The organism is Streptomyces scabichelini (assembly GCF_011045015.1).
GTDB lineage: Bacteria > Actinomycetota > Actinomycetes > Streptomycetales > Streptomycetaceae > Streptomyces > Streptomyces scabichelini.
The window spans coordinates 1-18,329 of the sequence record NZ_JAAKZY010000199.1 but is presented as its reverse complement, the minus strand read 5'-3'; the positions used below and the strand labels follow the sequence as shown (position 1 = coordinate 18,329).

Annotated in this window: 16 protein-coding genes; 5 read left to right on the top strand and 11 right to left on the bottom strand. The window is 70.3% G+C overall.

Going from position 1 to position 18,329, the window contains the following annotated elements:
- Both G5C60_RS39950 and G5C60_RS39945 read left to right on the top strand, forming a co-directional pair.
- On the top strand, positions 1-927 hold a 927-nt coding region (locus G5C60_RS39950; protein ID WP_420907455.1), incomplete at its 5' end, for an ABC transporter ATP-binding protein.
- Positions 928-1,073: 146 nt separating this feature from the next.
- Positions 1,074-1,967 carry an ABC transporter permease gene (locus G5C60_RS39945; protein WP_165267194.1) on the top strand — a complete coding sequence of 298 codons (894 nt, stop codon included), beginning with the start codon at positions 1,074-1,076 and terminating at the stop codon, positions 1,965-1,967.
- A 79-nt stretch (positions 1,968-2,046) separates the two neighbouring features.
- Here G5C60_RS39945 and G5C60_RS39940 read toward each other — a convergent pair whose 3' ends face one another.
- The 3 genes from G5C60_RS39940 to G5C60_RS39930 all read right to left on the bottom strand — a co-directional run bounded on the left by G5C60_RS39940 (position 2,047) and on the right by G5C60_RS39930 (position 6,358).
- Entirely contained in the window at positions 2,047-4,050 is a 2,004-nt protein-coding gene (locus G5C60_RS39940; protein WP_165267190.1) for a sensor histidine kinase, read from the bottom strand.
- 42 nt (positions 4,051-4,092) lie between these two features.
- Positions 4,093-4,917, bottom strand: coding sequence for an MHYT domain-containing protein (locus G5C60_RS39935; protein ID WP_165267188.1), 825 nt, complete (start codon positions 4,915-4,917; stop codon positions 4,093-4,095).
- 484 nt (positions 4,918-5,401) lie between these two features.
- Complete coding sequence (locus G5C60_RS39930; protein ID WP_165267186.1) at positions 5,402-6,358, bottom strand: helix-turn-helix domain-containing protein; 957 nt, start codon at positions 6,356-6,358, stop codon at positions 5,402-5,404.
- Between the two features lie 178 nt (positions 6,359-6,536).
- Between G5C60_RS39930 and G5C60_RS39925 the strand changes: the two genes are divergently transcribed.
- From G5C60_RS39925 to G5C60_RS39915, 3 genes are all read left to right on the top strand, one after another.
- A complete protein-coding gene (locus G5C60_RS39925) occupies positions 6,537-8,399 on the top strand; it encodes a helix-turn-helix domain-containing protein (RefSeq protein ID WP_165267184.1) in 1,863 nt (620 codons plus the stop codon).
- A 174-nt stretch (positions 8,400-8,573) separates the two neighbouring features.
- Positions 8,574-9,434 carry a hypothetical protein gene (locus G5C60_RS39920; protein ID WP_165267182.1) on the top strand — a complete coding sequence of 287 codons (861 nt, stop codon included), beginning with the start codon at positions 8,574-8,576 and terminating at the stop codon, positions 9,432-9,434.
- A gap of 194 nt (positions 9,435-9,628) precedes the next feature.
- Entirely contained in the window at positions 9,629-10,063 is a 435-nt protein-coding gene (locus G5C60_RS39915) for a hypothetical protein (protein ID WP_165267180.1), read from the top strand.
- 447 nt (positions 10,064-10,510) lie between these two features.
- Here G5C60_RS39915 and G5C60_RS39910 read toward each other — a convergent pair whose 3' ends face one another.
- The 8 genes from G5C60_RS39910 to G5C60_RS39875 form a co-directional block, all read right to left on the bottom strand.
- The gene (locus G5C60_RS39910; RefSeq protein ID WP_165267178.1) at positions 10,511-12,307 is read right to left on the bottom strand and encodes an ABC transporter ATP-binding protein; all 1,797 of its coding nucleotides are present in this window, start codon (positions 12,305-12,307) and stop codon (positions 10,511-10,513) included.
- Between the two features lie 3 nt (positions 12,308-12,310).
- The gene (locus G5C60_RS39905) at positions 12,311-12,814 is read right to left on the bottom strand and encodes a lasso peptide biosynthesis B2 protein (protein ID WP_165267176.1); all 504 of its coding nucleotides are present in this window, start codon (positions 12,812-12,814) and stop codon (positions 12,311-12,313) included.
- Positions 12,811-13,116, bottom strand: a complete 306-nt coding sequence (locus G5C60_RS39900; RefSeq protein WP_165267174.1) for a lasso peptide biosynthesis PqqD family chaperone — start codon at positions 13,114-13,116, stop codon at positions 12,811-12,813. Before G5C60_RS39900 ends, G5C60_RS39905 begins: the two co-directional genes overlap by 4 nt.
- A 12-nt stretch (positions 13,117-13,128) precedes the next feature.
- The gene (locus G5C60_RS39895) at positions 13,129-14,964 is read right to left on the bottom strand and encodes a lasso peptide isopeptide bond-forming cyclase (RefSeq protein WP_165267172.1); all 1,836 of its coding nucleotides are present in this window, start codon (positions 14,962-14,964) and stop codon (positions 13,129-13,131) included.
- Positions 14,965-15,056: 92 nt separating this feature from the next.
- Positions 15,057-15,170, bottom strand: a complete 114-nt coding sequence (locus G5C60_RS39890) for a keywimysin-related RiPP (protein ID WP_165267170.1) — start codon at positions 15,168-15,170, stop codon at positions 15,057-15,059.
- Positions 15,171-15,759: 589 nt separating this feature from the next.
- Positions 15,760-16,206: an aggregation-promoting factor C-terminal-like domain-containing protein gene (locus G5C60_RS39885; protein ID WP_165267168.1), complete on the bottom strand. Its 447-nt coding sequence runs from the start codon at positions 16,204-16,206 to the stop codon at positions 15,760-15,762.
- A gap of 352 nt (positions 16,207-16,558) precedes the next feature.
- On the bottom strand, positions 16,559-17,371 hold the full coding sequence (locus G5C60_RS39880) for an ECF transporter S component (RefSeq protein ID WP_165267166.1): 813 nt from the start codon (positions 17,369-17,371) through the stop codon (positions 16,559-16,561).
- A partial coding sequence (locus G5C60_RS39875; protein WP_165267164.1) for an ATP-binding cassette domain-containing protein occupies positions 17,368-18,329 on the bottom strand: 962 nt, incomplete at its 5' end. The genes G5C60_RS39880 and G5C60_RS39875, both read right to left, overlap by 4 nt.

The window sequence follows — 18,329 nt, the reverse complement described above, 5'->3', positions numbered from 1 at the left end:
ACCCCGACCGCTCCATCCACCCCAACCACCGCAACCGCCCAACCCGTCATCCAGGCACGCGATCTGACCATGGCGTACGGCGGAGTCGACGTCCTCCACGGGATCGATCTGGACATCCACCGCGGCGAGGTCTTCGCACTGCTCGGGCCCAACGGCGCCGGGAAGACCACCACCGTCGAGATCCTGGAGGGCTTCCGGCAGCGCTCCGCCGGGGAGGTCCGCGTCCTCGGTGCGGACCCGGAGCGGGGCGACGACGCCTGGCGCGGCCGGATCGGACTGGTCCTGCAGTCCTGGCGCGACCACCGCCGCTGGCGGGTCGCCGAGCTGCTGACGCACTTCGCGACGTACTACCCCGACCCGCGCGACCCGGCCGAACTGCTGGCCCTGGTCGGCCTCACCGACCACACCGACCAGCAGGTGGATCGGCTGTCCGGCGGCCAGCGCCGGCGGCTGGATGTCGCGCTCGGCATCGTCGGGCGCCCCGAACTCCTCTTCCTGGACGAGCCGACCACCGGCTTCGACCCGGAGGCACGGCACGAGTTCCACGTACTCGTCGAACGGCTGGCCCGCGACGAAGGCGTCACCGTCCTGCTCACCACCCACGACCTGGTGGAGGCCGAGCGGCTCGCCGACCGGATCGCCATGCTGGTCAGCGGCCGGATCCGGGCCTGCGGCACCCCCTCGGAACTGGCCCGGCGGGCCGCCGCCCAGGCCGAGGTCCGCTGGACGGCCGACGACGGGACGTTCCGACGCGAACGCACCGCGGACCCCTCGCGGCTGGTGTGGGAACTCCACCGGGACGCGGACGGCCCGATCGCCGATCTGGAGGTCCGCCGCCCGACGCTGGAGGACACCTATCTGCACATGGTGCATCGGGAGGACGACGGCACGGACGGAGTCATGGACGGGGAGGCGCAGGCCGTATGAGGGGGATGCCCGTGACGAACGGGACGAACAAGACGGACAAGTCCGGCAAGGCGGAGAAGGCAGAGAAGGCGGAAGAGACCGAGACGGCAGACCACGCCGATGCGGCGGACGCGGCTGATGCGGCAGGTGCGTCGGACGTGGCGGATGTGGCCGACCCGTCGGGCGGGACGAGGAAACCGGGCCGCCCCGCCCGCCGCTACTGGCGTGCCGGCTTCCTCCGCGGCGGCATCGAGCTGCGGCACCTCGTTCGCAATCCCAAGGAGATGTCCGGCCACCTGACCAATGTGGTCGTCGCGCTGCTGATCGCGGCCTACGTCAGCGACAACGTGCCCGGCACCCAAACGCCCATGGCCCATCTGGTGCTTGCGGGCTTCGCCGCCTATCTGCTGTTCCAGATCGGGCTGATCAACCTCCCGCAGATACTCGTGACCGAGCGGGAGGAGGGCGCCCTGCTGCGGCTGCGCGCCACGCCCGGCGGGATACCGGCCTATCTCGTCGCCAAGTGCCTGCTGGTGGTCGTCATGGCGGCCGGAACCCTGGCCCTGCTCCTGGCAGCCGCGGCGCTCCTGGTGGACGGGCCACTGCCGCACGGGCCGGGCGGCTGGCTGACGTTGCTGTGGGTCACCACGCTCGGACTGCTCGCCGTCGTACCGCTGGGCGCAGCCATAGGCGCCGTGCTGCCCAACCCGCGCGAGGCGCTGGCGTTGATCATGCTGCCCACGATGGGTTTGCTGATCACCTCAGGAGCGATGTTCCCGATCACCTCGCTGCCCGTGCCGGTCCAGCAGGTGGCCTCTGTCTTCCCGCTCAGGTGGATGGCGCAGGGCCTGCGCTCGGCGCTGCTGCCGGACGCCGCACGGGCCGCCGAGGCGGCGGGCTCATGGGAGCTGCCCAAGGTCGCCCTGGTACTGACCGCCTGGGCAGTCCTCGGGTTCCTCCTCGCGATACCCCTCCTGCGCCGCGCCGCCCGCCGCGAGTCCGGCTCCCGCCTGACCGCGCGTCACCGCAAGGCAGTACAGAGCGGGGCGATGCCCGCGTAGCCAGGCCCGCACAGAGGGCCAAGGAGGGCGTTCGTGCACAGGGCGGCGCCCCTCGGGTCGGCATGAACCGCCACGCCCGTCACCCCCGCTGCCGCGTGATCAACGCCGACGCGGGCGCCAGTGACCGGCCGTCGTCCTGGCCGGCGGAGAGCGCGGCGTCGTGTGCCGACATGTCGTCCCTGATCAAGTTGCTGGGGATGAGGACGGCCGCCGTGGCGCCGCCGTTCGGTGAGGAGCGCAGTTCGACGCGCAGTCCCTGCCGGGCGGCGATGCGGTTGACCACGAAGAGGCCGATCTGCTTGGGGTCGAGCAGGTCGACCTTCTCGGACTGGATCTTGCGGTTGGCCTCGCCCAGCCCCTCCTCGTTCATGCCGAAGCCGCTGTCCTCGATCTCGATGAGGAGGCCCTCGCGCAGCCGGGTGGCCCGCAGCTGGACCATGGAGCTGGGCGGTGAGAAGGAAGCCGCGTTCTCGACGAGTTCGGCGAGCAGGTGGATGACGTCGGCGACGGAGCCGCCGTTGATGGACGCGGGCGGTGAGGCCCAGATCTGGACCCGGCCCGGCTGCTCGATCTCCGCGACGGCGGCCCGCAGGACGTCCAGCAGCGGGATGGGGTCGCGCCAGCCGCGTCCGGGCGCGATACCGGACAGGATGAGCAGGCTCTCGGAGTGACGGCGCATCCGGGTGGCGAGGTAGTCGACCTGGTACAGCTCCTGCACCTCTGCCGGGTCGCGCGGGCGCTGCTCCAGTTGGTGGAGCAGGTCGAGCTGGCGGTGCAGCAGCACCTGGCTGCGGCGGGCGAGGCTGACGTACACCCCGGAGATGCCGCTGAGCAGTTCGGCGCGCTCGGAGGCGGCCTTGAGCGCGGCACGCTGCACGGCGGTGAGCGCGGTGCCCACCTGGGCGAGTTCGTCGCCGACGAGGCGGCGCATCGGGGCCTCGGCGTCGATGTCCACGCCCTGCCCGGCGTGCAGTCGGCGCATGGCCCGCGGGAGCCGGCGCCCGGCGACTTCGAGGGCGTCGTTGCGCAGGTCGAGGAGTTCGACGATGAATCCGCGGCCGACGAACACGGACACGAGCAGCGACAGCAGTACGCCCACCAGACCGAGGACGACGGCAATACCGGAGGCGCCCAGCGTGTCCCAGCCGAACGGGTCCGTCTTGGCCGTTGCCCCCGTGCCGGCGTCCGACTCGGCCTCGGTGAGCCCCTTCAGCACGGCGTCGGCGGCCCCGTCCCAGCCCTTCAGGAAGCCCGCGGAGACAGCCGAGGTGCCGGGCCCGGCGCTGCGCACCCGGTTCTCGACGGCGGCAAGGGTGTCGTAACTCGCGCCCCGCAGCACCGCGTCGTACGCCGTCCGGTGCGTCGGCTTCAGGTCCGCGACCCCGGGCTTCAGCAGCTCCCGCTGGGTGGCGACGGCGCCGGCGAACAGCGTGTACTGCTCCGTGGTGAGCGTCCCGGACCCGCTCCCCGCGGCGAGGAGTGCCTGCTCCTGGGCCACGGCCTCGCGGGCGCGGGCGAGTTCGAGGACGACCCGTGCCTCGGAGGCGGCGTCGGTGTCGTTCTCTCCGGTGAGCGCGCCGGTGACGGCGAAGGCCTGCTCGATGACCGCCGAGTACCCCGTGAACGCCTTCTGGGCGGTGCCCTTCACGTCGGTCTGCGCGCGGAGGTCCGCGAGTCCGGCTGCCTCGGCCTTCAGCCGGTCGATGCGGGCGGGGAGCCCGGAGTCGAGGAGGCCGGCGTCCGTGGTGGAGGCGTTGGCGCCGTCGTGGAAGGCGGTGGCGGCTTTGTCGGTGGCCTTGCGTGCGGCCTCGAGCGTGTCGAGGTCGGCCGTGTTCGGCGCGGCCGCATGGCGCGTGGCGGCGGTCCGCTCGGTCTGCAACGCGGTGACGAACTCGTCGACCGGGGCGAGGAGTTCGGCGTTGACCTCCTTGACCCGCTGTGTGTCGCCGATGCTGGAGGCAGTGCTCACCGCGGCGAAGCCCCACAACGCCATGAGGGACACGATGGGCAGCATGAGCAGGGCGACGATCTTGGCCCGGACCGATTTGGGGCGCAGCCGTTCCGTTGTACGGGTGACACGCATGGGATACCTCTTCGAGGGTCTGCGGCTCTGCGGACGTACGGCTCAGGCGGTCGCGTTGGTGGCGGTGGCGGGCGCCATGGCGGTAGCGGTCGCGGTGGAGCGCTCGACCTCGCGCAGCAGTTCGGCGGCGACGGCGGACTCGTCGCGCTTGCCGTTCGGGGAGAGCGCGACGTACGCGGAGGCGAGGAAGAGGAACGAGCCGAGCAGCACGGCGAGCGGGAAGAGGAACTCGGTGGCCGTGGCCCCGGACAGCTCCGCGCTGCTGGGCGCGAGGCTGACGTCGACGGCGTACATGGCGGTGTAGTGCATGCTGCTGACCGCGAGCCCCATGACGAGCGCGGCGACGGCGGCGAGGACGGGGCCGCGCACGATCAGGGTGAGGGTGAGCGCGGCGGTCGCGGCGACGACGGCGATCACGACGGAGGCGGCGACGAGGACCGGGTCGTAGTCGACGGTGCCGTGCAGGTTGAGCGCGGCCATGCCGGTGTAGTGCATGGCGGCGACACCCAGTCCGGTGCCGAGCCCGCCGAGCGCCACCGACATCACGCGCGAGCGCCCGTACCCGGCGGTGAAGACGCCGGCACTGACGACGGCGATGGCGATGGCGAGGCTCAGCACGGTGAGCGGGACGTCGTAGCGGATGGGGGTGCCCTCGACGCCGAATCCCATCATCGCGACGAAGTGCATGGTCCAGATGCCGGAGCCGATCGCGAACGAGGCCAGCAGCAGCCAGTTCCGTTTCGAGGCGCCGTCGGCCGCGAGGGCCCTGACAGTGCACCGCAGGCCGAGCGCCGAGCCGACGCAGGCCATGACGTAGGACAGGACGGGGGTGACCCATCCGGCGCTGAAGTGGTCCATATGTCCCATGGGGAAACCCCTCTCGCCCGCCGCGTGGACAGCACAGCGGGCACGGTGGTGCCGCCGGTAACCAGAGGCCCGGGGGATGAGAACACGCCACTGTCGTCTGACGGACAGATCACGCCAAGGGGGGCCTTGCCGGAGGTCGGTGAAGCTTCAAAGTACTGCGGTGTGGGTTCCAGCCCCGTTTGCGCGCAAGTGCTTCACATTCCCCTTACGTGGCCTGAACTTTTCTCTCCGGCGTAGCTCGCCATACCGCCTGATCCACCAGTAACCATCCCAAAAGTGTCATCGCCAGGGCTCCGTGCACGCCGCACATGGCCGAAAGATGTGGGGTGTGGATCCCGTTCGCGGCTGTGGCAAGGCGGTCAGGTTCGAGTGCCGGAGAGGCGAGAGGGCCGTCTCGGCGGGCACCGCCGGGCCACCCGCATGGGCCGGCGGCTGGGAGAACAGATGTCAGGCGCCGCATGGACGGAAGGCCACGCACTTCTGGCTAGGCCCGGTCCGCCTTCAAGAGCGCCGAACCGAGCGGCGTCAACACATGCCGCACGGCGTTGCTCTGTCGGACACTGGAGACCAGGCCCGCACCGCGCAGGACGGCGGCGTGCTCGCTCGCCGAGGAGAGCGAGACCCCGGCCCGGCGCGCCAGTTCGGTGGTGGTGGGGTCGCCCCCGAGCGCCTGGAGCACCGCGGCCCGGGTGTGGCCGAGCAGCGGAGCCAGGCCTTCGTCAGTACGCGGAGCGTCATCGGCCGCCGGCCGGGCCGGATAGACAAGCGTCGGCGGCAGTGCGGGGTCCGCGAGGGCGACCGGGCTGCGGGCGAAGTAGGACGGCACCAGGAGCAGCCCGCGCCCGTCCAGGTGCAGGTCGCGGTCGACCGGGTACGCGACTTCGAGCACCGGCGACCGCCATCGCATCGAAGGGTCGTACGTCCGCAGCATCGCCTCCGCACCGCCGTGCCACAGCGCGTGCAGGCGCAGGGCGCGGTCGGTGTTCGCACGGCGGCTGATGCGGGGCCAGTTGGGGCCGAGCGTCCCGTGGTAATACGTCCGCACGGAGCGGGCGAGCCGACGCAGCGCCGCGGGTTCGCCGTCCGCCAGGGAACGGGTCCAGGACGGCAGCGGGTTGCGGCCGCCCAGGACGGCGAGCTCGGAGCGCAGCCGGGTGCGCGGCGTAGACATCAGCGCCTCCAGACCGTGCTCGACTCCGGCCGCTCCGGCCGGCGGTGTGAGGAAGTCCGGAAAATACCCGCGCTGCGGTACGAGCGGCAGGAGCATCCCGAGCGGCCCCTGCCTGGCGCCGTGCCTTGAACGGCGCCAGGTGGCCAGGGCCGGATCGGGGCTCTTGTCCCGCAGGCGGTGCAGACTCAGGACGGTCTCCCAGAGTGGATCGGCTCCGTCCGAGACTCGGGTTCGGACGAGGTCCGCGGCGGTGAAATGGACACGCAGCACGTTGTGTTGCCCCCGTTGGTCTAGAGCAGTCACCGCTCCCCCGAACGGCGACATGGACGACGGTCTCGATTGGACGTGTCCCTGGCAAGCAGAATGCGTCCCGCTGGGACGGTGGGACGCCCGAATCCGCCCGACCTGCTATCTTCTGCCGCTGTGGGACGGATACAGGAGCAAGCCGATGAGTGAAAGTCACCAACTGGCTGATCTTCTGCAGGAGTTGAAGGAGCGCAGCGGTCGCAGTTACACCGCTCTCGCGAGCCGCACGGGCCTGAGCCGCTCTTCGGTGCACCGCTACTGCCAGGGCCTGACCGTGCCCGCCAGCTTCGGCATGGTCGAGCGGATCGCGCGTGTGTGCGGGGCGGGGCAGGAGGAGCTGGACCGGCTGTACACGGCGTGGACACGGGCGGAGGCGCAGGCGCGGGAGGCCGAGAGCGAGGCGGCGGCGGATCCGGAAGCCACGGATCCGGAAGCCACGGACCCGGAAGCCACGGACCCGGCCACCGAACCGTCCGCCGCTCAAGACGGGACTCGAGACCCCACCCAAGACGCGCCTCGACGCACCACCCAAGACGCCACTCATGACGACGCTCAGGAAGCTGCTCGAGACGACGCGCGGGGGAGCCGGGAGGCGCCCCAGCACTCGCACAGAACAACCTGGTTCGCCAGGACAAGTCCCCGGCAGCGCTTGCGTACGCTCCTGATCGCCGTCATCGTCGCCGCTTCCGTCGTGAGCGCCGTGACCGTCGACCGGTGGTCGGACCCGGGCGGCACGGGCAGTGGCGGTAAAGCGAGCGGCGGCGCTGCGGACCGGCCGTCCGGCCAGCAGATCGACGGCCCGTACTGGGCCCTGGCGCCCAAGCCGCTCGACCGCGAGTTCTTCGGTATCACGATGAACACCGACACCGGCCTCATGCCAGGCTTCAGCGTCAGTGGTGTCCGCCTCTGGGAGAGCGAGACCCGCTGGGCCCAAATCGAGCCGGAGCAGGGGAAGTTCGACTGGGAGATCCTCGAACGTTCGGTGAAAGGCGCCGAACGCAAGCGCCTGCCCATCCTGTTCGTCTTCGGTGGCACCCCCGGCTGGGCGGCTCCCGGCGGCCCGAAGACGCCGTACCCGGACGACTCGCGCGCCGCGCCACCCGACGACCTGGCCGACTGGGACCGCTTCGTCGAGGCGGTCGCCACCCGCTACCGCTCCCGGATCGGGGCGTACGAACTCTGGGACAGCGTCGGCGCCACATCTCACTACGACGGGAACATGTCCACCCTGGCCGAGATGGTGCGCAGGGCCGCGCGCATCATCAAGCGTGCCGACCCGGACGCGAAGGTGGCATGCCCCTCTTTCGGCAAGCTGTGGGAGCCCGAAGGCAGGGCGCTGTTCAAGAAGTTCGTACGCACCGGCGCATACGAGTTCTGCGATGCCGCAGCGCTCAAACTGCACCCCCGCCGGGCCGACGGCCCACCCGAGGAAATCATCGAGCTCGCGGCACAGGCCGAGGACATCTTCCGCGAGAGCAACGAGGGCCAGCGCGTGCGCGTGTGGAATACCGGGCCGGGCGCGGAGATCGACGACGGGGCCCGGCTGTCCGACCGGCGTGCCAACGACTATGCCGTGCGTTTCTATCTGGTCGGCCTCTACATCCGTAAGTCGAACGTCGACCGGATGTATTTCTACGCCTGGGGTGGCCGGAACATCCCGCTGGTCGTCCAGCTCGTGGGCGGTCGGCCCACGGAGGCGGGACGCCGCATCGGGCGGCTGCACGGCTGGCTCGCGGACAAGCGGATCACCTCCTGCGGAAAGGGGAGCGGCGTGGGCCTGCCGGACGGCGTCTTCGAGTGCGTCTTCCGGCGCGGCCAAGACCGTGAGCCCGACGCGGTGGGCCCCTGGCTTGCGGTCCGGTGGACCCAACACGGTCGGGCAAGCAGCCGGTTGAGCAAGGGCGCCTATCTGCTGCGCCGGATGGACGGCAGCAGCGAGCGGGTGCGGGCGGGGAAGCGGGTGGAGTACGGCGAGACGCCGGTTCTCGTGGAGTACCGGGCGTGAACGGCCGGGTGCCCGGCCCCCTTCAGCGGAGGGCCGGGCACCCGGAGCGGTGAGAGCGAGGTGTTTCGTGCCCGGCCGAAACACCTCGCGGCCGCAGATCCCCCCGGACAACCTGGTGGTCATAGAGGGCTGCTCACGGCATACCTCCACAGATGACCGAACAGGGGGCACAAGATGCGTACGGGGGATAGCAGATCGTCCCTGGCGGTCGGTCTGCTGCTCGTGCCCGCGCTGCTGGCGTCGGCGGTCGCTCTCTCTGGATGCGGGACCTCAGAGCGCGTACGGGAGCTGACAGTCACCGAACGTGCGCTGGTGCGGCAGGCGGAAGAGGAGCTGGTGCGGCGGTGCATGGCTGCGGAGGGGTTTCGGTATTGGCCCGTGTCCGTCCCCGACCCCGAGGCGCTGCGGGAATTCGAGTACGTCGTCGACGACGTCTCCTGGGCCAGTAGGCACGGCTACGGTCCTGACGCACCCGCGACCGGCCCCAACGAGACCTACCGGGCCCGGCTCTCCCCTGCCTCGAAGAGGCGCTACGACAGCGCGCTGGACGGCAACGGCCGGCGCTCACTCAGGGACACGCTGCCCACCGGCCAGACGGTCGAGAGCCCGGCGGAAGGCTGCTCGGCCACGGCCGAGCGGAAGCTGTACGGCGACCGGGCCGTGTGGTTCCACGCACGCGTCGTCGCGGACAATCTCGCGCCCCTCTACCGGGAGAAGGTGCTGTCCGACCCCCGCTATCGGAGTGCCGAGCGCTCCTGGTCGGCGTGCATGCGCGAGCGGGGGTTGCGCTACTCCTCGCCCGGTCAGGCCCGGGAGAAGGCGCTGGGAGGGGAGCAAAACGCCGCGGAGATCCGTACGGCCGTGGCCGAGGCCCGCTGTGCCCGCCGGACCGGGCTGGGGGAGACGGCGATGGAGCTGGACCGAACGTTCGGCGCGAGCGCCAGGGAGCGCTACAGCGAGGAGATCGCCACCCGGAACCGGTTGCGCCTCCAAGCACATGCGAAGGCCCGCACCATCAACGTCGCGCAGCGCTGATCACGCGGGCGCCCATGAGTTTCCGCGGCCGGCTGCCGCGGATCAGGTGCCCTTCTTCCGCCCACTGCCCATGCCCCACGGGCCGCCGCGACAGGCGGCCCCGAGGGAGGGGAGCTGCGAACGAATCCGCTGAAGGGCACTGCAGTGCACGGAAGACAGAAACACGTAAGAGCAGTTCACGGAAGGAGAAGAGAATGCACAAGGCACGACTCACTCTGGTCGGAATCGGGGTCGCCGCACTCACCGGATCGGGGACCGTTGCCGCGCAGGCAACCCCCACCGCCACCCCGGCCCGGGCCGCGGTGGTCGACTCGGGCATGGACGCCCAGGTCAAGAAGTGCAGCAGCGTGAACCGGAACACCGGATATGTGCACGCCTGGACGAAATCCAACTGCCAGGGCTACCACGGCCGTAAGAGGGGCAACGACTCCAACTACAGCTCGAAGATCGACAACAAGGCCACGTCGGTGGTCAACTCCGGCTGGAAGCATCAGAACGACACGGTGAAGTTCTTCACCAAGACGGGGGGCAGGGGCGACAGTTTCTGCCTCGAGCGGGGCGAGCAGATCAGCAAGCTGAGGAAGTTCGACAACAGGATCTCCTCGCACTACTGGGTGAACGGCTGCTGAGACAGCCCGCTGCCGACTGCTGTGTCCCCGCCCTCGGGCTGGGGCACAGCAGCGCCGTGACAGCCTGCTGGGCGCACGCAGACGGACCGCTGCACGTTGTTCGTGCGGTCGGCGCCGCAGATGGTGCGGTAGGTCGACTCGGTACGTGACCGAGGTTCCGTACGGACCCGAGCGGGCGCATGGAAGGCGGCGGCCCCGGGGGATCGGGGCCGCCGCCTTCGCGTACGTGGGTGCACGGTGGTGTCGTGCGGGCCGGTCAGTACCAGCTTCGACTTCACCTGTGCGGCGCCGGTTCGACGCCCTGTATCCGCAGGCAAACATCTCGGCCACAGCCCGCGGAACCCGCACCGACTGGCTCGCCCGACTCCTGCCCTCGGTCTCTTGCCGGCGCCGGGGCAGCCGATCACGGCGACGTGGCCTGCCGTCAGCCTTCAGAACGTGCGGGGCTCAGGACGTGCGCGGCACGCGCACGTCTCCGGTCCGCTGGGCGTTGACGAGCGACTGGTAGTGCTCATTGGTGTCGACGAGATCCCAGTGGGTGCCCGTGGCGACGACCCGGCCCGCGTCGAGGACGATGATCAGGTCCGCGGCGCGGATGGTCGACATGCGGTGCGCGATCACCAGCAGCGTGCATTCCGCCGTGGTCTCCCGGATCGACCTGCGGAGCGCCGCTTCGTTGACCGCGTCCAGGTGGGCCGTCGGCTCGTCCAGCAGGAGCAGGCGCGGCCGGGTCAGCAGGGCACGGGCGATCGCGATCCGCTGGCGTTCGCCGCCGGAGAGCGCCATGCCGTGCTCCCCGGCGTCGGTGTCCAGGCCCTGTGGCAGACGGTCGATCAGGTCCGTGAGGTGCGCCAGCTCGACCACCCGGTCCAGCTCGTCCTGTCCGGCGTCCGGGACGGCGTACGTCAGGTTCTCCCGCAGCGTGCCGTACAGCACCGGGGCATGCTGCTCCACCAGGCCCACCCGGGCCCGGTGGTCGGCTCGGCCGATCGCCCGTACGTCACGGCCGTCGAAGAGAATCCGGCCGCGATCCGGGTCGTAGAACCGCTCGATCAGTGCGAAGACGGTGGATTTTCCGACCCCCGAGCTGCCGATCAGGGCGACATGGGAGTGCTCCGGCACCTCGAAGGTCACGCCGTGCAGGACGGGACGTCGCGGTTCGTAGCCGAACCACACATCCCGGAACTCCAGTGCGGGTTCCCGCTGCCGCCCGCCGCTGCCGCCGGCTCGGTACGACGCCGGAGTCCCCGATCCGGATACGGCGTCCTGCTCCGTAGGCAGGTCCAGCACTTCCGTGACCCTCCGGTATGCGCCCATGCCCTGCTCCATGGTGCTGAGGGACTGGAACAGAGTGCCGATCGGCTCCACCAGATAGATCATGTACAGCAGGAAGGCGGCGAGATCGGCGATCGATCCCTGCCGGTCGGCGACCCTTATGCCGCCGATGAGCAGCACGACGATGAACGAGCCCTTGACGGCCAGTTGGATCGCCGGTGTCACCATCGCGTCCAGCTTCGCCATGCGCACGCTGCCCGCGTAAGCCGATCTGGCGCCACCCGCGATACGGTCGGACTCGCGCTGCTCGGCGCGGCTGGCCCGGACGGTGCGGATGGCACCGAGGGCGCGCTCCAGATCAGCGGTCATCGCGCCCGTCGCCCGCTGGGTGGAGAGCGACGCCACCTCGATGCCGCGCAGAACCGAGGCGACGATCATGGTGGCGATCACCACCATGGCCAGCACGACGAGGAACATCAGCCAGTCGAGCCAGATCATCAGCGCCACGACGCCGATCAGCCCGATGGCACCGGTCACCGCCTCGGTGAAGCCCTCGGCGACGAGCAGCCGCAGGGTGGTGCTGTCGGTGCTGGTGCGCGAGATCAGATCGCCTATGCGGTGGCGGTCGTACACGGCCATGGGCAGCCGCAGCACATGTTTGATCAGGCTGAGCCGGATCCCCAGGACGATCCCTTCGCCCGTCCGGGACATGACGAACTGGGCGAAGCCCTGCACCAGCGCCTGGGCGAGAAAGACCACGACGAGCATCACCAGGACGTACCCGATCGCGCCTCCGGACGTGGTCGCCTCGATCACCTGCTTGACCAGCAGCGGCTGGGCCAGGCTCAGCGCCGAGGCGCCCAGCGTCAGCAGCACGGCCAGGCACATCCACCGGCGGTGCCCGTGCACCAGGCGCAGGACGCCCCGGAGGCCGCCCCTGCCCCGCTCATCCGTCGCTTCGGGCTTCATGGATCACGGCCGCAGGCCGCGGCCGCGTCGCCGGACCGCCGTCGACTCACGGCTGACGGAACCAGGAGCGCGGCGGAAGGAACCAGGAGCGCAGGGCACCGTGAACAGCGGGCGGAAGTAGTCGGGCGGGTAGTCCTCACCCACCGGCACCCCTTCCGCCTCCACCCAGGCGTGCGCACCGAAGGGCGCCAGACGCCGTGCGCCCACGCACCAGGTGGGCCACTGGCCGTGCAGGCGGCACAGCAGGATCGTGGCCAGGGACCGGGCCAGGCACCCTTCCCGTCTCGCGCACGCCAGACTGACCGCGACAACGGCGTCCCGGGCGCCCTGGGTCCGGTCCAGGGTGGCCGGACGGGCGCCCCGGCGCAACCACTCCAACACGGCCCGTATGCGCCGAGGGTGCTGGTGGGCCAGGAGCCGCGCGGCGCCCACGGCAAGCCGGACCGGGATCCGGTGCCGCAGGGGCACCGAGCGCGGGTCGTGGAAGATGGCCTCCGGTGACGTCATCGGCTCCTCTTCCCCTGGTGTCGGCCGGGTGTGTCCTCTTCGGTGCTCTCTTCGGCCAGGCCCGCCGCGTGCAGCCCGCCGACCAGCTCCCGGACGTCCCGGTGCGCGGTGTCGGTGTCCACCACGTACTCCTCGGTGAGCGTCTGTGCGGCGTCGGCTTCCGTGCCGCCGTCCAACAGCGTCCGCAGGGCGACGGCGGCGCTGGGATTGAGCGTCCAGTACTGGTTGTGGTCCTCGTCGAGGAGCGCGATTCCGTAGTCGGTTTCGGCTGTGAACACGCCCTCACGCAGCTTGAATGTCATCGGCCGTCTCCATCAGCCCGGAACAGTGGTGGTGGCGGTTTCCAGCGTGCGCAGCCACATCTCGCACACCACGGTCTGGTACAGCGCGTCGAACGGCAGGGTCGGGGGCAGTGGTCGACCGGCTGTCTCGCGCAGCACGTTCGCGTCGATCAGGCCCAGCCGAGCCAGCCGGGAGTCCTCGCACAGGGCCAGCAACTCGGCACGTTGCTCCCGCATCCCCATCTCCGCCTCGTAGGAACCCTCGTCCTTGGTGTGGCGGGTCAGGCTCTCGGCGGGAACGATCCCGCGCATCGCCTCGACGATGAGCGGTTTGTACCCCCAGGGGGTGATTCTGTCCTGCGGCCGCACCGCCAGGCCCGCTTCGATCACGCGGTCGTCGTAGTAGGGGGCAGAGAGGGTGATCCCGGCGCGGGCGGCCATCTCACCCACCTGCCGGACCATGCGGGAATTACTCCCCATGGCTTCCAGCTCGACGTGCTGTCCCCGCCTCTCCGCCAGCGGTTCGGTGGTGCGGGCCGCGGTGCGGATCAGCTCTCGTACGGCCTCGACGGCGTCCGGCGTCACCCACGGGGGCAGTCGCGGCGGTGTCCCCCAGTCCAGCGCGGGTGTCTCCAAGGGGGGCGGTACGGCGGTGAGTTCGTCGCCCGCTCGGGCGAGCCACGCCCGGTAGGAGCTGTTGTCCCACAGCTGCCGAAGCGTCTCCCGATACGGCCACGGTGCCTGGGCCGCGAAGCCACGTACGAGCTGCAACGCGGTCCTGGGACAGGATCGCATCAGCGTATGCAGGTGTGCCGGCGAGCCGGCGAGCAACTCGTCCCCGCCGAAGCCCGTCAGGTGCAGCCGTGAGCCGCGTGCCGCGGCCAACCGCGGAATGACCAGGCACCGGCTGGGATGCATCGCGGCCGGGCATGGCTCGTCGAAGCGGACGTCCACGTCCTGAAGGCCCTCGTACACCATCGGCAACTGGTCCCCGGCGATGATGTGGTGACCGACGTCGCCCAGTCCGGCAACTGTCCGGCGAGCCCAGGTCACGTCGTCGCACAGGGGGTCGAGGCCGTCGGCGGTGTAGGCGATGACGTTCGCCCTGCCGCGCGCGGCCAGAGCACACACCGAAGTCGAGTCCAGCCCGCCCAGATCGCAGCTCACCACGTCCCGGCCCCGGACACGGACCTCCACCGCGGCCGACAACGCCTCCCGGAACGCCGACGCGCCCTCGGCCATCGGTCGCACCGGCTCGGGAGGCGCCCACCACGCGACGGGCCGTCCCCGGCCGGCTGAGTCGAGCGCCAAGTAGCGGCCGGTCTCCAGGGCGCTCACGCCACGCCACACCGGTTCGCCTGCCAGCGGGTGCGGCGCGAACGGATTCAGCAGACGGGTCGCCAACCGCTGTTCGTCGACCGCCGCGTCGAGCAGGCCGGCGAGGACATCGGCCCGGTCCGCGGCCACCGTGGCATCACCGATCCTGGCGTGGAACACCCGTCGAAGGCCACTGACGCTGCCCTGTACTCGCACGCGTCCGGTGACCGAAGCGACCAGATGAGCACTCCCGACCATGCCGCGGGCCAGTTCATCGAGGCCGGCGATCGTGTCGATCCGGTCGGCCGCCGCGGTGAGCCCGTCGGCGGTGATGGCGTGTTCCCCGGCCACTGCGATCTTCGTCGGCCCTGCCTCGCCGACGGTCATGACACCGGGAGACCAGCGGCCGAGCAGCCAGGGCCGACCCGATGGGTGGCTGACCTCCTGTACCGCCCGGCTGCGGAGTGCGGTGCCGACACGGGCCGCCGAAGCACAGTCCGGAAGGACGACGAACCAGCCCAGCCCCTCGTCGGAATCAGGAAAATCGACCATGACCGTGCCCCACCGCCATCTGGGAATTCTCCTGGGGGCACCCGACAGGAGAGGTCAGATCCCACGCCGGGTGCTCGGAAACGGACGGCGAGTCAGAAGAACCTCCGCCTGAAGAACCAGTACCTCTCCGGTCCGGCCCTGAAGCCGATACCGGTCTTACGGAAAGAGCCGACCGCGGTCAGTGTCGGACGCTCGTAAGTACGCATGTCGTTACACCTCCTTTCAACCATCCGAAGCCTCTTTGGATAGTTCAGTGAGTGTGATCCTCGACCTGCTTCTTCGATTCGGATCTATTCCACGGTAGACGTTTACTCGGCCAATTGCCCACAGCTGGCAAATCGACCAAGTGCCGTTTCGTATTCAACGGTTGTCGACCGCACACTGTCTGGCGGCGGGCACCGCGCCGCGGATACCGCGAGCTCCGGGCGGCGGCGGCCCGGCTCGCCTCCTCGATGCGCACATCCCGTCTCCCCATCATCCCAACAGCCAGGTGCTACCGGATGGATGACGGACCAATTTTCGCGGCTGACGACGAAGCATGAATTAAAGGAGGAGGGTTGACTGATCGTCCGAAAATGCGGGCCGCCACGGTGGGGAAGGGCAGCGAAGCCGGTTGCCAACGTGCCCGCCCGGTTGGTGAATCAGCGGTTGCCGAACAACAACGGGACGACGAGGAAAGGTGGTTGACCGCACCATCATGAAGGCCTGAAAAAATGTGCCCTCTTATACGGCGAAGGCGGCGGCCCCGGGATTGGGAGCCGCCGCCTTCGCGTGTGCGCGTGCCGTACGGGCCGGTCAATACCAGCCGTTGGCCTGCCAGAAATTCCAGGCGCCGACCGGGCTGCCGTAACGGTCGTTCATGTAGTCCAGGCCCCACTCGATCTGGGTGGCGGCGCTGGTCTTCCAGTCCGAGCCCGCCGAGGCCATCTTCGACGCGGGCAGCGCCTGCACCAGGCCGTAGGCACCGGACGAGGCGTTCGTCGCGTCGATGTCCCAGCCGCTCTCATGCTCGACGATCTTGCTGAACGCGGCGAACTGCGCGGCGTTCGGGATCATCTTGTGCGCGATCGCCTTGGCCGAGGTGGAGGAAGCCGAGGCGGACGAGACCGAGGCCGCCGTCGGGGTCGCGGCCTCGGCGGGGGCCGCCGCGAGCACCATGCCGGCAGTGGCGGCGGCCACGGCGGCACCGGTGAGGGCCTTCTTCGGAGTGGCGATGCGGCGGATGCGGGTGGAGATGGGCACGTAGAACCTTTTCTTCGGGGACGGGGGCGGCCGCTCGTACGCCGTGACATGAACTCGTGACGTGGGCTCGTGACACGGGCCCCGGCATGCGTCGGCGCCGAGGCCCGGGTGGGCACGTCGGCGCCTTGCGACTCCTCCAGAGAAACAGGCTTGCACCGCGTCCGCAATGACCCTTTTTACTAGTTGTGGTCGCATGTAGGGTGAAAGTGTATTTTGTGACGCGGGTCTCAATCCCCAGGTCAGAGGGCCCGCGGACGCGTACATGTCACGCAAATGGATCTACGATCGTGCTTCGTATGTGATCCACGTCCTGTGGGGTGGTTCACCCTTCTCGTAACGGACGGTGCGTGGATCAGCGCGGCTCGAACGTGACCGGGGTCTCGAAAGCCGCCCTCCGCGTGGCCCGGCGCAGCGCCTTGAGGACGGTCGCGCCGAGAGTGAGGGTCAGGATGACGGTCACCACCGCCCTGCCCAGGTCCCAGCCGAGGGACGTGGCCACGCAGTACGCGAGGAAACGGACCAAGTTGGCCTCGACGCCGTCGTGCGGGTCGAAGGCGACGCTCGACGCCAGCGCGTTCATGAAGGGCCAGCCGGCCAGGTTCATGAGCGTGCCGTACGCGAAGGCCGCGACGAAGCCGTACGCGGCGAGCATCACCAACTCCGCGCGGCCGCGCAGCCGGTCGGGCCCCGGGAGCAGGCCCGCGCCCATGGCGAACCACCCCATGCTGAGCATCTGGAACGGCATCCACGGCCCGACACCACCCGTGAGCAGCGCGGACGCGAACATCGTGACCGCGCCGAGCACGAACCCGAACCCGGGGCCCAGGACCCTGCCGCTCAGCACCATGAGGAAGAACATCGGCTCGATCCCGGCCGTCCCGGCCCCGATCGGCCGCAACGCCGCCCCCGTCGCCGCCAGCACCCCGAGCATCGCCACGGCTTTCGCCCCGATCCCCGACTCCGAGACCGCCGCGGCCACGACCCCGACCAGCAGCACCAGCAACCCCGCGAACAGCCAGGGCGCGTCCTGTGCGTGGGCGCTGATCTGGGAAGTCGGCCCGGCGAAGAGGGGCCAGGCGAAGGCGGCCACTCCGATGACGCTGACGAGCGCGAGGGCGGCGACGGAGCGGGGGCCGAGACGGATGGCGCGGGCTTGCGGGATCATGCTTCCGCCTCCGGATCTGCCGTTTCCCGGTCGGCCGCGTGCAGCGCGTTGCGTATCTGGGAGACCGTCAGCCATTTCTGCGGGGCCAGGATCTTGGTGACCTGGGGCGCGAAGGACGGTGACGCGAGGACGACCTCGGCCGTGGGGCCGTCGGCGACGGGTTCGCCGTCGGCGAGGATGACGACCCGGTGGGAGAGTTCGGCGGCCAGCTCCACGTCGTGGGTGGCCAGGATGATGGCGTGGCCTGCGGCCGCCAGGTTCCGTAGGACCGTTACCAGGCGGGACTTCGCCGCGTAGTCGAGGCCGCGGGTCGGCTCGTCCAGGAGGAGCAGCGGGGGACGGGCCGTCAGGACGAGTGCCAGGGCCAGGGCAAGGCGCTGACCTTCCGACAGGTCACGGGGATGCGTGTCGTCGCCGATGCCGGGGAGCAGTTCGGAGACCAGGGCCCGGCATGTGCCCGGCTCCGCGCCCGCGTCCCGGTCCGCGGCCACGCACTCGGCGGCCACCGTGTCGGCGTACAGGAGGTCGCGGGGTTCCTGCGGTACGAGGCCGACGCGCCGGACGAGTTCACGGGGTGCCGTCCGGTGCGGCACGGCGCCGCCGACCCGTAGCGATCCCGCCGCCGGTTCGACCAGCCCGACCAGCGCGCTGAGCAGCGTGGACTTCCCGGCCCCGTTACGGCCCATGAGCGCGATGGTCTCGCCGGGGGCGACGGTCAGGGTGACATCGTGGAGCGCTTCGACACGGCCTCGGCGGACGGTGAGGTGGTCGACTGCGGCAACTGTTGCAACTGCGGCAACTGCCATTTCTGACAAGCGCGTTGGGGTGACGCGCTTGCGGAAGAGGCGGGAGCGTTGCGGTGGTAGAGGGCGGGGCGCGGGCGCGGGAGGTGTCATGCCCGCGTCCTTGAAGGCGGTGTTCCCGTCCTCGTACGCCACCCCCTCCACCCCCTCCAGCC